Source organism: Enterobacteriaceae endosymbiont of Donacia piscatrix (assembly GCF_012569525.1).
In the GTDB taxonomy this organism is placed as follows: Bacteria; Pseudomonadota; Gammaproteobacteria; order Enterobacterales; family Enterobacteriaceae.
The window spans coordinates 46596-63085 of the sequence record NZ_CP046200.1; the positions used below are offsets into that span (position 1 = coordinate 46596).

At 19.7% G+C, this 16490-nt stretch carries 17 protein-coding genes; 11 read left to right on the top strand and 6 right to left on the bottom strand.

Annotated features, from left to right (window positions below; genetic code table 11):
* The 5 genes from GJT96_RS00270 to dapA form a co-directional block, all read left to right on the top strand.
* On the top strand, nt 1–211 hold a 211-nt coding region (locus GJT96_RS00270), incomplete at its 5' end, for an isocitrate/isopropylmalate family dehydrogenase (protein ID WP_247646088.1).
* 15 nt (nt 212–226) lie between these two features.
* Nucleotides 227–1624, top strand: coding sequence for a 3-isopropylmalate dehydratase large subunit (leuC, locus tag GJT96_RS00275; RefSeq protein WP_169780264.1), 1398 nt, complete (start codon nt 227–229; stop codon nt 1622–1624).
* Nucleotides 1625–1631: 7 nt separating this feature from the next.
* Nucleotides 1632–2231: a 3-isopropylmalate dehydratase small subunit gene (gene leuD / locus GJT96_RS00280; protein WP_169780265.1), complete on the top strand. Its 600-nt coding sequence runs from the start codon at nt 1632–1634 to the stop codon at nt 2229–2231.
* A gap of 17 nt (nt 2232–2248) precedes the next feature.
* Nucleotides 2249–2929 carry a nucleoside monophosphate kinase gene (locus GJT96_RS00285; protein WP_169780266.1) on the top strand — a complete coding sequence of 227 codons (681 nt, stop codon included), beginning with the start codon at nt 2249–2251 and terminating at the stop codon, nt 2927–2929.
* A 118-nt stretch (nt 2930–3047) separates the two neighbouring features.
* Complete coding sequence (gene dapA, locus GJT96_RS00290) at nt 3048–3926, top strand: 4-hydroxy-tetrahydrodipicolinate synthase (protein WP_169780583.1); 879 nt, start codon at nt 3048–3050, stop codon at nt 3924–3926.
* Here the strand turns inward: dapA and glyS are convergent.
* A complete protein-coding gene (gene glyS, locus GJT96_RS00295) occupies nt 3918–5993 on the bottom strand; it encodes a glycine--tRNA ligase subunit beta (protein ID WP_169780267.1) in 2076 nt (691 codons plus the stop codon). The genes dapA and glyS overlap by 9 nt on opposite strands.
* A 29-nt stretch (nt 5994–6022) precedes the next feature.
* Nucleotides 6023–6901, bottom strand: a complete 879-nt coding sequence (glyQ, locus tag GJT96_RS00300; protein ID WP_169780268.1) for a glycine--tRNA ligase subunit alpha — start codon at nt 6899–6901, stop codon at nt 6023–6025.
* A gap of 182 nt (nt 6902–7083) precedes the next feature.
* Here glyQ and GJT96_RS00305 point away from each other — a divergent pair, with 182 nt between their 5' ends.
* From GJT96_RS00305 to rplY, 3 genes are read left to right on the top strand one after another with little or no spacing between them, the layout of a single operon-like run.
* Nucleotides 7084–8028, top strand: coding sequence for a cation diffusion facilitator family transporter (locus GJT96_RS00305; RefSeq protein WP_282097329.1), 945 nt, complete (start codon nt 7084–7086; stop codon nt 8026–8028).
* 33 nt (nt 8029–8061) lie between these two features.
* Nucleotides 8062–9024, top strand: a complete 963-nt coding sequence (gene pfkA / locus GJT96_RS00310) for a 6-phosphofructokinase (RefSeq protein WP_169780269.1) — start codon at nt 8062–8064, stop codon at nt 9022–9024.
* A gap of 24 nt (nt 9025–9048) precedes the next feature.
* Nucleotides 9049–9342 (top strand): 50S ribosomal protein L25, encoded by a 294-nt coding sequence (gene rplY, locus GJT96_RS00315; RefSeq protein ID WP_169780270.1) that lies wholly within the window; start codon nt 9049–9051, stop codon nt 9340–9342.
* 69 nt (nt 9343–9411) lie between these two features.
* Here rplY and dapB read toward each other — a convergent pair whose 3' ends face one another.
* The 3 genes from dapB to ileS are packed head-to-tail and all read right to left on the bottom strand — an operon-like array spanning nt 9412 to nt 13466.
* A complete protein-coding gene (dapB, locus tag GJT96_RS00320; protein ID WP_169780271.1) occupies nt 9412–10188 on the bottom strand; it encodes a 4-hydroxy-tetrahydrodipicolinate reductase in 777 nt (258 codons plus the stop codon).
* A gap of 28 nt (nt 10189–10216) precedes the next feature.
* Complete coding sequence (gene lspA, locus GJT96_RS00325; protein WP_169780272.1) at nt 10217–10702, bottom strand: signal peptidase II; 486 nt, start codon at nt 10700–10702, stop codon at nt 10217–10219.
* Entirely contained in the window at nt 10677–13466 is a 2790-nt protein-coding gene (gene ileS / locus GJT96_RS00330; RefSeq protein ID WP_169780273.1) for an isoleucine--tRNA ligase, read from the bottom strand. The genes lspA and ileS overlap by 26 nt, the downstream gene beginning before the upstream one ends.
* A 148-nt stretch (nt 13467–13614) precedes the next feature.
* On the opposite strand from ileS, the gene rpsT reads away from it, so the two are divergent.
* From rpsT to gpmA, 3 genes are read left to right on the top strand one after another with little or no spacing between them, the layout of a single operon-like run.
* A complete protein-coding gene (rpsT, locus tag GJT96_RS00335) occupies nt 13615–13878 on the top strand; it encodes a 30S ribosomal protein S20 (protein ID WP_169780274.1) in 264 nt (87 codons plus the stop codon).
* A gap of 43 nt (nt 13879–13921) precedes the next feature.
* Entirely contained in the window at nt 13922–14236 is a 315-nt protein-coding gene (gene erpA, locus GJT96_RS00340) for an iron-sulfur cluster insertion protein ErpA (RefSeq protein ID WP_169780275.1), read from the top strand.
* A gap of 36 nt (nt 14237–14272) precedes the next feature.
* Nucleotides 14273–14971, top strand: coding sequence for a 2,3-diphosphoglycerate-dependent phosphoglycerate mutase (gene gpmA, locus GJT96_RS00345; RefSeq protein WP_169780276.1), 699 nt, complete (start codon nt 14273–14275; stop codon nt 14969–14971).
* A 4-nt stretch (nt 14972–14975) separates the two neighbouring features.
* Here the strand turns inward: gpmA and pta are convergent.
* On the bottom strand, nt 14976–16490 hold a 1515-nt coding region (gene pta, locus GJT96_RS00350), incomplete at its 5' end, for a phosphate acetyltransferase (RefSeq protein WP_169780277.1).

Genomic DNA, 16490 nt, shown 5'->3' on the forward strand with positions numbered 1-16490 from the left:
TATAGCTAATCCAATTGCACAAATTTTATCATTAGCAATGTTAATTGAATATTCTTTAAAAGAAAAAAAAATATCTACAAAAATTGAAAATGCTATTAAAAAAGTTTTAAATTTAGGTTATAGAACTAAAGATTTATCTATAAATAGTTCAAAAGAAAAGATAATTACAACTGATGATATGGGAACATTAATTATAGAATCTATTCTATAGATAAATGGTAATGATATGGGAAAAACATTATATGAAAAAATATATAATAAACATATTATTTGTAATATAAAAAATAATACTAATTTATTATATATTGATAGACATTTTATTCATGAAGTAACTTCTCCTCAAGCATTTGAAAGTTTAAGAAATAAAAATAGAAAAGTTTATAGATCAGATAAGACATTTGCGACAATGGATCATAATGTATCTACAAAAATTAAAAATATTAATGCATCTGGATATATAGCAAAAAAACAAATGGAAACACTTATTAAAAATTGTAATGATTTTAATATAACATTATATGATTTATATCATCCTTTACAAGGAATAGTACATGTTATAGGTCCAGAACAAGGTATTACATTACCAGGAATGACCATTGTATGTGGAGATTCACATACTTCGACACATGGAGCATTTGGTTCACTAGCTTTTGGGATAGGTACTTCTGAAGTAGAACATGTATTAGCTACTCAAACTTTAAAACAAAATATCTTTAAAAAGATGTTGATAAATATTACTGGTAAAATACCTAAAAATATTACAGCAAAAGATATAATTTTGTCAATTATAAGGAAAATTGGTATTAGTGGGGGTAATGGATATGTTATTGAATATAGTGGAAATATTATAAAACAATTAAGTATGGAATCTAGAATGACAATTTGTAATATGTCTATTGAAATGGGAGCTAAAACAGGATTAATAGCACCAGATAAAATTACTTTTCAATACTTAAAAAACAAAAAATTCACTCCTAAAAAAAAATTATGGAGGGAAGCAAAAAAATATTGGAAAACATTATATAGTGATTATGATGCTAAATTTGATAAAATTATTAACGTAAATATTTCAAAATTAACACCCCAAATTTCTTGGGGAACTAATCCAGAACAAATTATAGGTATAAATGAATATATTCCTTTAATTAATTCTTATAAAGATATAAATAAAAAAAAATTAGCTATCAGATCATTAAAATATATGGATTTATATGAAGGAACAAAATTAATTAATATAAAAATTAATAAAGTTTTCATTGGTTCTTGTACAAATTCTAGAATCGAAGATTTAAGATCCGCTGCAAAAATTATTATAGGTAAAAAAGTTGCTTCTCATGTTATAGCTATAGTTGTACCAGGTTCTAACATGGTAAAAAAACAAGCAGAAAAAGAAGGGTTAGATAATATTTTTAAAACTGCTGGTTTTGAATGGAGATATCCAGGTTGTTCTATGTGTTTAGCTATGAATGATGATAAATTAGCTCCTAATGAACGATGTGCATCTACTAGTAATAGAAACTTTGAGGGGCGTCAAGGACGTAATAGTCGAACTCATTTAGTCAGTCCTATTTTGGCTGCAATAACAGCTATATATGGTTATTTTATTAATATTAATACTTTATAAAGTTATTATGAAAAAAAAAATTCATTATAATGGTATTATAGCACCTTTGAATATTTCAAATATTGATACAGATGTTATTATACCAAAACAATTTTTACAAAAAAATAATAAAATAGGGTTTGGTAAAAATTTATTTTATAACTGGAGATATTTAGATGAAAAAAATAAAATAATTAATCCTAATTTTATTTTAAATAAAAAAGAATTTAAAAATGCTCAAATTTTATTAACTAAAGAAAATTTTGGTTGCGGTTCCTCACGAGAACACGCTCCATGGGCATTATTAGATTTTGGTTTTCATACCATTATTTCTTCTAGTTATGCAGATATATTTTATAATAATGCAATTAATAATAAATTATTATTAATTACTTTAGAAAAAAGTATTATTGAAAAATTATTTTCAATAGTTAAACAATTTCCTGGAATTATTTGTTATATAAATTTAATATATAAAAAAATTACTATAAATAATCAATCTTTTACTTTTAAAATAAAAAAAGATATAATTAATTTCATTACAAATAATTTAGATCAAATAGATTTAACTATGAAATATTCTAAAAAAATTTATATGTTTGAAAAAACATATTTTAAATTTTTTTAAAATGAGAAATTTATTCAATGCGTATAATTTTATTAGGACCTCCAGGAGGAGGTAAAGGTACTTATGCAAGATTTATATCTGAAAAATATAATTTAATTAATATTTCTATGGGAAATATAATAAGAAATTTTTTATTAAATCATAAAAATTTATCATTAACCAATAAATTAAACAAATTTATTAATAAAGGAATTATGATTCCTGATCATATTGTTTTCCAAATTATTAAAAAAAAATTACATAATATAGATTGTAATAAAGGTTTTTTACTTGATGGATTTCCTAGAAATATTTTACAAGCACATATTTTAAAAAAAGAAAAAATTAACATAAATATAGTTTTGGAATTATATATCCCAAGTACTGAAATTATTCAAAGAATTATAGGTAGAAGAATACATTCACCTTCTGGAAGAACTTATCATGTTATTTTTAATCCTCCAAAGATAAAAAATAGAGATGATATTACTGGAGAAAAATTAATAACTAGAATAGATGATAATATTATGACAATTAATAATCGCTTAAAAGAATATTCTAAACAAACTAAACCATTAATTAAATACTATAAAAAAGAATTTTTTAAGAATAAAATTTTATATAAAAAAATTAATAATACACTATCTATTGTAGATATACAAAAAAAAATAGATTATATCTTACAATCTTTTAAGATAAAAAATTTTAATTTTAATTAAGTATTATGATCTCTTTTAAAGATTATTTAAATAGTTATATTTATAATAATTTGTTTATTTATTTTAAATTTGATATTATTGTTAAATCTTAAATATAAATAATATGGATTATAATCTAATGTTTACTGGAAGTATTGTAGCGCTTATAACTCCAATGGATATTAAAGGTAATATTTGTAAAAAAAGTTTAAAAAAACTTATTAATTACCATATTAAAAGTGGTACAAAAGCTATTGTTATCATGGGAACTACTGGTGAATCTTCTACATGTACTTATAATGAACGTATAAGTACGATAATGTATGCATTAGATTTCGCAAAAAAAAAAATACCTATTATAGCAGGTACTGGATTTAATTCAACATCTAAAAGTATATCTATAATATCTAATCTTGAAAATTCAGGAATTATTGGTTGTTTAAATGTTACTCCATATTATAATTGTCCTACTCAAGAAGGGTTATATCAACATTTTAAAGAAATTGCAAATAATACAAAATTGCCTCAGATACTATATAATGTTCCATCACGTACTGGATGTGATTTATTACCAGAAACTATATATGAATTATCTAAAATTAATAATATAATAGGCCTTAAAGAAGCTACTGGTGATTTATCTCGTGTAAATAAAATTAGAAATTTAATTAATAAAAATTTTTTTTTAATTAGTGGAGATGATAAAACTTCTTTCGAATTTATGTTATTAGGTGGTGATGGAGTTATATCTGTTACAGCTAATATTGCAGCAGTAGAAATGAAAAAATTTTGTAATTATATGAAAAACAATAAAATTATTAAAGCAAAAAAAATAAATCAATATTTAAATATATTACATAATCAATTATTTATTGAATCTAATCCGATACCAGTAAAATGGGCAGCTAAAAGATTAGGATTAATTACTAGTGATAACATGAGACTTCCTCTAACTCCACTTAAAAAATATAATCAAAAAATTATAGAAATAACATTAAAAAAATTAAAATTAATATAATTTATTTAAATTAGTTATTTCAGATAAAAATTTTTGTATTTTACTAAGAATTAAAATTCTATTTTTTTTAATTTTATTATTTTTGTGATTAATTATTATTTTTTTAAAAAAATTATTTATAGGATAATATAATTCTGATAGTATTAACAATATTTTATAAAATTCATTGTTTTTTATTTGATATTTAATAATTTTAGATAATTTATTTATATGATTAAATAATATAAATTCTTCTTTATATTTTAACAAAGAAATATTAATATTTTCATGAATATTAATATTTATATCATTTTTTAATAAAATTTTGTTAATTCTTTTATTAGTTAAAATTAAAAGTTTACTTTGTTTTTTTTCAATTTTTAAAAACTTATCTAATGATCTTATCTTAGAATCTAAAATAATTAAATTATCAATTTGATTATCTAAAATAGAATTAATAATATTTTTTTTATAACCTAAAGAAATATACCAATTTTTACATCTACTATATATAAAAGAAATTATATTAGTTACAATTTTTTCTTTATCTAAATTATTTTCTCTTTTATATAGAGATAAACTAAAATTAATTAATTTAATTAAATTAATATGTAATTTATTATTTATAATAATACTTATAATGCATAAAGTAATGTGTTTTAAAGCATAAGGATCTTTATTACCTTTAGGAATTAAAGATATACTGAATATTCCTACTAAAGTATCTATTTTATCTGCAATAAATAAAATACAAGAAACAATATTTTTAGGTATTGCATTATTTTTGATATATTGATATTGTTCTTTAATTGCTGTAATAACATTTATATTTTCTTTATTATACTTAGCATAATACATACCAATAATACCTTGTAATTCTGGAAATTCATAAGCCATTTGTGTTACTAAATCACATTTAGATAATTTACTTGCTCTAATACAATCTAAATAATTAACATTTTTATTTTTTTTAGCAATATATTTAGATATTATTTCAATACGTATAGTTTTTTCAAATAAATTACCTAATTTTTTTTGGAAAATAACATTCTTTAATTTTTCTAAAAATTTTTCAAATTTTATTTTTAAATCATTTTTTAAAAAAAATTGAATATCTTCAAATTTTGAATTAAGTACTTTTTCATGATTATGAATAATCATTCTATTATTTTTTGTTTTAATATTAATTAATATAATGAAAGAAGTTAATAAATTATTTTTTTTATCATATAAAGGAATATATTTTTGATATTTTATCATTACATGTTCTAATATTTTTGATGGTAATACTAAAAATTTTTTATGAAATTTTCCTACTAAAAGTATAGGCCATTCAACCATAGAAGTTAATTCTTCTAAAAAATAATTATTAATTTTTATAATTGCATTTAAGTTATTTAAAATATTTTTTATATTATTAATAATAATATTTTTACGTTTTATAAAACTAACAATAATTTTTCCTTTTTTTAATAATAAATTTTCATATTCCTTTGCATGTTTTAAAATAATTGTTTTTTTACACATAAATCTATGTCCTTGAATAATATTATTAGATTGAATATTTAATAATTTTTGTTTAATATTTTTTCTTCCAAGAACAAATACTAAATTTCTTATAGGTCTAATAAATTTAAATATATTTTTTTCCCAATACATAAAATGAGAAAAAGAAACTATCTTTTTTAAAGAATTTATTAACATATCAGATAATAGATTTTTAATATGTAATCCTTGAATTTTTTTCTTATAAAAAATATAATTATTTTTATATATTAAATCATTTTTATTTATAATATTATATTTTTTCATCCAAAATTTAACTTGTTTATTTATAAAAATTTCTTCTTTTTTAGTTATAAAAGGTCCCTTAATTATATATTGAGAATCAGTTTGTATTACATTTAATAAATGTACTTGTATTGCAATACGTCTACAAGTAAAAAAACATTTTATTGTTTTATATGTAAAACAATTTTTTTTTAATTCATTTTTAAAATTTATTAAAATTATTTTAGATAATTTTAATAAAAAATTAGCAGGTATTTCTTCTATACCTATTTCTAATAATAAAATATTATTCTTCATAAAATTATATTACCTAATTATTAAGATTTTTAATTTATAAAATTACAATATTTCATTATAATTAATTTAGTCATATTACGTAATTTTAAAATATATCTTTGTCGTTCTGTATGAGATAAAGATTTACGTGCTTCTAATAAGTTAAAACAACGAGAAGCTTTTAAAAGTTTTTCATATGCGGGAAAAATTAATGGTTGTTTAAGTTTTAAAAGAAATATAATTTCTTTTTCATATTGTTGAAAACATAAATTCATAAAATGAATATCTGCATATTCAAAATTATAAATAGATTGTTCAAGTTCATTTTTATAAAAAAAATCACCATAAGTAGTATATCCATTTTTATTTTTATTCCATATAATATGGAATATATTATCTACATTTTGTATATGCATAGCTAATCTTTCTAAACCATAAGTAATCTCTCCTGTAATTGGATTACAATTAATTCCTCCCATTTGTTGAAAATATGTAAATTGAGTAATTTCTATTCCATTTAACCATATTTCCCAACCAATTCCATAAGCTCCTAAAGAGGGATTTTCCCAATTATCATCTATAAAAAGAATGTCATTATTTTCTAAATCTAATTTTAATTTTTCTAGAGATTTAAAATATAAAGATTGAAAATTATAAGGTGGGGGTTTCATTATTACTTGAAATTGATAATATTGTTGTAATCTATTAGAATTATTAGCATATCTACTATCTGAAGGTCTTCTAGATAATTGAATATAAGCTATTTTTATTGGTTTACTACCGATGGCATATAAACACGTCATTGGATGAGATGTTGCTGCTCCTACTTCAATATCAATTGGTTGAATAATACTACAACCTTGTTTTGCCCAATAATTTTGTAAAATTAAAATCATACCTTGAAAAGTTTTTTCACTAAATTTTTTCATATTTTAAATTTATCAAATTTTTCATTTTAACATAATTATTATATATTATTATAAATAAAAAGATATAAATTAAAACTTAACTTATTTTTTTATAGAAAAAAAAAATGTTAAAATAATTTATTATTAATAAAATTTAAAATAAAATTATTTTATTTTCTTATAGAAAATAATAGGGATTAATTGTGAATATAAATAATATATATAATAAAATTTGTTTAAAAAAAGAAAAAAATGAATATAGTAAATTAATTACTAAAGCTACAAATTTAGCAATTTTATTATCTATAATACTTTTATTATTAAAATTATTAGCTTGGTGGAAAACTAAATCTATAAGTATGTTAGCTGCATCTATAGATTCATTAATTGATATCACATCTTCAACAATTAATTTATTAATTATATATTATTCTCTACAACCAGCAGATTCAGAACATGCTTTTGGTCATGGTAAAGCTGAGTCATTATCTGCTTTAGCTCAAAGTATTTTCATTTGTGGAACAGCAATATTCTTATTTTTAAATAGTTTATATTATATATCTCATCCTACTAAAATAGGTTATCCAATAATAGGGATATTAGTTATTATTATTTCGTTTTTTTTAACTTTAATATTAGTTATTTTTCAAAAAAAAGTTATAGCAAAAACAAATAGTCAAGCAACTCATGCTGATATGATACATTATGAATCTGATATTTTAATTAATAGTGCAATTTTATTAGCTTTAATTTTAAATATTTTTAATATAAAACAAGCAGATGCTTTTATAGCATTAATTATAAGTATATTTATTTTTTATAATTCTTTTAAAGTAGGATATAAAGCAATACAATCTCTACTAGATAGATCTTTACCAGATAAAGAAAAAAAGATTATAGTAGATTTAATAACATCCTGGCCTAAAGTTAAAGGAGCACATCAATTAAAAACAAGAAAATCCGGTCCTACTCGTTTTATACAACTTCATTTAGTATTAGAAGATAATTTACCATTATTAGAATCACATTTAATTGCAAAAAAGATAGAAAAAGCTTTAAATAAAGAATTTCCTTATTCAGATATAATTATACATCAAGATCCATATTCTATTGTATCTGATAAATATAAAGGTTTTTTTAAAAATTAACTATTAATAGTATTATATATTTTGAGGTATTTTATGATTCAAAAGATTGGTGTTCTTACAAGTGGGGGAGATGCTCCTGGCATGAATGCTGCTATAAGAGGTGTTGTTAGAACCGCTATTAGTTATAATATTGAAGTATTTGGAATATATAATGGTTATATAGGATTATATAATAATGATATTATTAAACTAAATAGATATAGTGTATCTGATATTATTAATAAGGGAGGTACTTTTTTAGGATCTGCACGTTTTCCTCAATTTAAAAATAAAAAAATACGTTCTATTGCTATAAATAATATGAAAAAAAATGGTATTAATGCATTAGTTGTAATAGGTGGAGATGGTACATATATGGGAGCTAAATTATTAACAGAAATGGGTTTTCCTTGCATAGGAATTCCGGGAACAATAGATAATGATGTAGTTGGTACTGATTATAGTATTGGTTATTTTACAGCTTTAGAAACTATAGTACAATCAATAGATAAATTAAGAGATACTTCCACTTCTCATCAAAGAATTTCTATAATAGAAGTTATGGGAAGACATTGTGGGGATTTAACTTTAGCTGCTGCTATAGCAGGAGGATGTGAATTTATTGTTTTACCTGAAATTGATTATAATCAAGATGATTTAGTTAAAGAAATTAAATTAGGTATAGATAAAGGGAAAAAACATGCAATAGTATTGATTACAGAATTTATTTGTGATATTAATAAATTAGCTATTTTTATTCAAAATAAAATTAAACGTGAAACAAGAACTACAGTTTTAGGTTATCTCCAAAGGGGGGGATCTCCTGTAGCATACGATCGTATTTTAGGATCTAGAATGGGTGCTTATTCGGTTGAATTATTATATAAAGGATACAGTGGAAAATGTATAGGTACTCAAAATGATAAAATGGTACATTATGATATTATAGATGCTATTTTAAATATGAAAAAAATTTTTAAAAAAGATTTATTAAATATTGCTAAAAAATTATATTAGTTAATTTAATTTGAGATATAAAATATGTATAAAATACAATTTTTTAAAAGAATGGAAACAGGGAAAAAATTTAGTAGACGTTTAAGAATAAATAATAAAATCCCAGCTGTTATTTATGGTAAAAAAATCAAAACATTATCTATCATTATAAATAATAATGATATATTTCATATGAATTTACAAAATTTTTGTAAAAAAAAAATTTTATTAACTTTAACAAATAAAAAAAATACTTTATTAAAAGTAAAAATTATGGATATTCAATATCATCCTTTTAAAATTAATAAAATATATCACATAGATTTTATTAAAATCTAATATATTTAATTTAAAATTAAAAATCTTTTTTTAAAAAAAAATTTTAATCTTTTTACGAAATTTTGTTATTTATATTTCTAATACATGATTCATAGTATATATACCAGTTTTTTTTGTATATAACCAAATAGCCGCTTTAATTGAACCTTCTGCAAATGAATGTCTATTAGAAACTTTATGAATTAATTCAATTTGTTCTCCAAAAAAAGAAAATAAAACGTTATGTTCTCCATATAAATCAGCAGCTCTAATAGAATGACATTTAACTTCTTTCATAAAATTATATTTTTTGTAAATTTGAATTATAACATTTTTTAATGATAGAGCTGTCCCAGAGGGAGTATCTATTTTATTTTTATGATGTTTTTCTATGATATCTATATCTATTTTATTTTCTAATTTGTTTTTACAAAAAATTTCTGTAATGTTTTCTAAAATTTTCAGTAAAATATTAATACCTAAACTAAAATTAGAAGATAAAATAATGGCTATATTTTTTGATATTTTTTCAATTATTAATTTTTGTTGTATACTAAAACCTGTAGTACCAATTACAATTTTTTTATTATATGATTTACATATATGGAGATGTTCTATTGTTGATTTTGGATTAGTAAAATCTATTAAAATATCAAAATAATCTATAATATCTATTAAATTAGATTTAATTTTTAAAAAATTAGATTTATAAAAAATTTTATTTCTCTTTTTTAAAGAAGATTTTGTTTCTATGGCTCCATTTAACAAAACATTTTTTCTTATTTGTGTATTTAATATTTTTAAAATATTTTTACCCATACGACCGTTAATACCTGCTACAGCTAAACGAATTTGATTTTTATTCATATAAAACAATCCTATAAAATATATTATTTTAATATAAAAAAAACATATTATTTTTTAAAATTAAAATAAAACCAATAAAAATTAAAATATCTGCAAAATTAAAAACAGGACATCGGTAATTAAAAATATGTATATCTATAAAATCTATTACAAAACCATAGTACATTCTATTAACTAAATTACTTAATATTCCACTTATTATTAAGTTATATGATAATTGAATATTTTTATCTTTTAATAAAAATTTAATATAAAATAAGATTAAAATACTTATAATTATTAAAAAATAAATAACTATTGTATTTTTTTTTAAAAATCCAAAAAATACACCATAATTACGTATATAAATAAAATTTATATAATTATTTATATAGAAATATTCATATAATTTTATATTTTTTATAATTAAAATTTTACTAAAAAAATCTATAATTATAAATAATAAAATATATATATTTATTATATATTTTATTTTTTTAAAAAAAATTTTAAATAAATAAACGTTTTTCTCCATTTCCTGTCATATTTAATTGACAACGATCACAAATATTATTTACTATATATTTTGTATGATGCCAACAACGTTGGCACTTCATATATTTTGATTTCATAATTTTAAATTTTTGTATTAATTTATTTTTAATCATTGTTTTTTCATAAAAAACAATAATATTAGATATTAATAATAAAAAACGTAATTCTGAACCTAATAACAATAATTTGTTATAAATATTTTTTTTTACAAATACAATTATATCTAATTCTAAAGAATTTTTAATAATTTTTCTATTTCTCGCAAATTCTATAATTTGATTAATTTCATTTTTAAAGGTGAAAATATCATTCCAATATTCATTATTCATAATATCTTTTGATGAAATATAAAATAAATTAGAATACCATTCTTCTATAAAAATATATTTACTTCTTGAACCAGGAATATAATTCCAAATTTCGTGAGCTGTAAAGGATAATATTGGAGCAATCCATCTTACTAAAGATTCAAGAATCATATATAAAGCAGTTTGACAACTTAATCTTCCTATACTACATTTTTTAAATGTATATTGTCTATCCTTAATAATATCAAAATATATAGAACCTAAATCTATAGAACAAAATTGTATTATTTCTTTAATAACATTTTGTATGTTATATGTTTTATAATATTTAATAATTTTATTTTGTATAATTTTTGTTTTATGAATGATCCATTTATCTAAAATTATCATTTTAATAGGTTTAATTATATGTTTTTTTGGTTCAAAATCATATAAATTTGATAATAGAAATCTAACTGTATTACGAATACGTCTATAAATTTCTGTAGTTCTTTTTAAGATATCATCAGATATATTAATTTCATTAGAATAATCTGTAGATGATACCCATAATCTAAGAATATCACTACCTAAACTATTAGTTATATCTTGAGGTTTGACAATATTACCTAAAGATTTAGACATTTTTTTTCCTTGACTATCTACAGTAAATCCATGACTAACAACTGTTTTATAAGGAGGACGATTGTGTATAATTAATGAAATAATTAGTGATGATATAAACCATCCTCTATATTGATCTGTACCTTCTAAGTATAGATCAATACTATTATTTTTAAGTTCTTTAATCTGATTTATAACCGAATTATAAGTTGAACCAGAATCAAACCATACATCTAATGTATCTGTTACTTTTTCATAAAAAATAGAATTATTACCTAAAAAATTTTTAATATCTAAATCCCACCATGCTTGTATACCTTTTCTTTCAATTATACAAGCTATTTTTTCAATAAATTCTAATGAATGATCATGTATTTTTTGTGTTTTTTTATGAATAAATAAAGGAATTGGAATCCCCCAAATTCTTTGTCTAGAAATACACCAATCAGGTCTTTTATCTAACATAATAGACATTCTTTTGTATCCCCAATTAGGTATCCATTTTACTTTTTTAATTGATTTTTTTATTAATTGTTTAAAATTATTTTTATTTATATTAATAAACCATTGTGGAGTAGATATATAAATAATTGGTATTTTATGACGCCAACAATATGGATATTTATGTATATAATTATCTATTAAAAATAATGCTTTTTTTTTTTCTAAAATATTTAATATTATTTTTTTTGAATTAAATACATTAATATTATCTAATTTAGGATGAATTCCTTTTATAAAAAATCCTTTTTTATCTATAATATTTTTCATCAATTTTATATTATGTTGATTACATATATTATAATCATCTAATCCATGATTAGGAGCTATATGAATAATACCAGTACCTGATTTTTCAGAAACATAATTATTTATGATTAAATGTGAAATTTTATTATTAAAAGGATTATATATTAATAAATTTTTAAAAATTTTACCTTGTATTTCTCCTAAAATTTTCCAATTTATAATCTTTGCTTTATTCATAATAATATTTACTAAATTTTTTGCTATAATTAAAATATCTTTATTAATTTTAATTAATTGATAATATATTTTTGGATTAATAGCAATTGCTTGATTAGCTGGTATACTCCATGGAGTAGTAGTCCATATTAAAAAAGAAATATTATTATTTTTTTTTATTTTAAATTTTAAAATTTTTATAAAAAAATCATTACTAATAATAGTAAATTTAACATAACATGTTAATGTTTCTTTCTTTATATAATTAACTTCAGCTTCTGCTAAAGAAGAAATACATTTTATACACCAATATACTGGTTTTTCCCCTTTATATATAAAATTATTACTGATAACTTTACCTAAAGTACGTACAATATTTGCTTCTGTTTTAAAATCCATTGTTAAATAAGGATTTGACCAATCAGCTAAAATTCCTAATCTAATAAAATCTTTTTTCTGTTTAAAAATTTGTTTTAAAGCATATTTCCTACATTCAATCCTAAATTGTTTTTTAGAAATATTTTTATTTTTATATTTTAAAATTTTTTCTACTTTTTGCTCTATAGGTAATCCATGACAATCCCATCCAGGAATAAAAGGAGTATAATAACCATCCATATTTTTAGCTTTTAAAATAATATCTTTTAAAATTTTATTAAAAGCATGTCCAATATGAATATTACCATTTGCATAAGGAGGACCATCATGTAAAATAAATTTTTTTTTTGTTTTTTTTTTTATATTTAAAATTTTTTTATATAAATTATCTTTTTCCCATTGTTTTAATATTATTAATTCATTATTAATTAGATTAGCTTTCATTGGAAATTTTGTTTTTGGTAAATTTAACTTAAATTTATTTTTCATACTTATTACCTTTAATTTTAAAATTGATAATAAATTATAGAATTTCTATTTTATTTATTTAAGAATATTATATATAATAATATTTTATGTAAATATTTTATTTTTATAAACTATTATAGTTAATAATATAATTATTGGATAATATTATATGGCTAATACAAAATCATCTAAAAAAAGAACTTTAAAATCAGAAAAAAACAGAAAACATAATATAAAATATCGTTCTATGTTGCGTACTTTTATTAAAAAAGTTAATAAAGCTATTTTTGAAAAAAATATTGAATTATCTAAAAAAAATTTTAAAAAAATGCAATCTTTAATAGATAAACAGGCACAAAAAAATTTAATTCATAAAAATAAAGCATCTCGTTATAAATCTAAACTTTATAGTAAAATTATGAATCTTATTTAAATATCATTTAGTTATGTAAAACTATAAAATTAATATAATAATTATGCTAATTTCTTTAACAAATAAAGCTGCAAAAAAAATAAAATCTTTAAATCATAAAAATATGAATTTTAGAGTATTTATTATAGGCGGGGGATGTAGTGGTTTTAAATATGATTTTGTATTAGATCAAAAAATACAAAAAAATGATTTTTTAATAAAAATATTAGGTATAAATATTATTATAGATGAAATAAGTTTACAATATTTATCAGGAAGTGTAATTGATTACATTGAAAATATTGAAGAGGAAAAATTTATCATTAAAAATCCATATATGAAAAACAAATGTAACTGTGGTTATTCTTTTGATATTTAATATTAAAAAATAAATTATTTTATAAGGAAAATATATATGTCTAATACTAAATTAGTCTTATTACGTCATGGAGAAAGTGAATGGAATAAAAAAAATTTATTTACTGGTTGGCATGATATCAAATTAACTAAAGAAGGAAAAATTGAAGCTAAACAAGCAGGAAAAATTTTAAAAGAAAATAATTTTAAATTTGATTATGCATATACATCTGTTTTAAACAGAGCAATATGTACATTATGGTTAATATTAAATAAATTAGATCAATTATGGATACCTGTAAAAAAAACATGGAGATTAAATGAAAGACATTACGGGAAACTACAAGGAATAAATAAGAATGAAGCTATAAAAAAATTTGGTAAAGAACAAGTAAAACAATGGAGACGTAGTTTTAATATAGCTCCTCCTCCATTATCTATGGATGATTATAGATGGTCTAGATTTGATTTTAAATATTCTAAATTAGAAGATTATCAATTACCATTATCAGAAAGTTTATCTACAACCTTAAAAAGAGTAATGTATGTATGGAATAATTATATATCTAATAAAATTACAAATGGAGAACGTATCATAATTGTTGCTCATGGTAACTCATTAAGAGCATTAATAAAATATATAGAGAATATAAATGATAAAGATATTGTTAACTTAAATATAGCTACAGGTATACCTATTGTTTATGAATTTAATAATAGTTTAAATTATATTAATAAATATTATTTAAATAATTAATAAATTATATTTTAATATATTTAGTAGCTTGAATAGCTGTTACTGCTATAGTATAGATAATATCTTCAATAGAAGTACCTCTTGAAAGATCATTAACGGGTTGTTTTATACCTTGTAAGATGGGTCCTATAGAAATAATATTAGAAGCTCTCTGTACAGCTTTATATGTTGTATTACCTGTATTAAGATCAGGAAAAATAATGATATTAGCTTTTCCTGCAACTAATGAATTGGGAGCTTTATATTTAGCAACGCTATTTATAATAGCAGCATCATATTGTAAAGGACCATCTATTAAAAGATTTGGTAATTTATTTTTTACTAATTTAGTAGCTTTATGTACTTTTTCTACTTCAATGCCTTTAGCTGATCTACCTGTAGAATATGAAATCATTGCTACTTTTGGTTTAAAATCGAATAATTTACTAGTTTCTACCGTTTGTATAGCTATTTCAGCTAATTGTTTATAATTAGGATTAGGATTAATTGCACAATCACCAAAAATTAATATATTTGTAGGTAATAACATAATAAATATAGATGAAATAATAGAATATTTAGATAAAGTTTTAATAATTTGTAATGCAGGTCTAATAGTGTTTGCTGTAGTTGTGTTAGCACCTGAAACTATACCATCAACTTTATTTTCTTTTAACATCATAGTTGCTAAAAACATATTATCTTTTAATAATTGTATTGCTTCATACTCGTTTAATAATTTATTTTTTCTTATATACATTAATTTTTCTATATAATTATTTCTTATTGAATCTGGATCTATAATATTAATATGATCAATATTTATGTTATCTTTTTTAGCTATATTTATAATTTCTTTTATTTTTCCCAATAAAATACAATCAGCAATATTTTTTTTAGCACATATTGATGCTGCTTTTAAAGTACGTATTTCATTACCTTCTGGTAACAAAATTGTTTTTTTAAATTTACTTGCTTTATTTATTAAATTATATTTAAAAATAAATGGAGAAATATAAAATTTATAATTTAAATCTTTTTGATTAAAAATAGTAGAAGGAATATATAATTTAGTATAATTAATAATATCAGTTATTAAACTAGTATCATTTATTGGAAAATCATATTTATAAATATTTTCTAATTTTAAAAAAACATTATATAAATTATCTTTTATACAAAATAACGATATATTATTATTAATAATAATTTTATTTATTTTATTTATTATGTTAGATTTATAATCTTTATTATTTTTTATAAAATCTGTAAATAAGATTGTATTAAACGAAATATTTTTAGATAATATTTCATATATAATATTTATTACTTTATAATCTTTAAAAGAAATAACTAGTAAAGATTCATTAAATTTTTGTTGATCTATAAATATTTTTTTATCAAAATAAATAATATATTTAATTCTTTTATATTTAGTATTATTAATTATATTACAATTTAAATAATTACATATTAATTTAACATTAATACCAAACACAAAATTTTTTAACCATGGAATTGATATAATATTTCTTTTTTT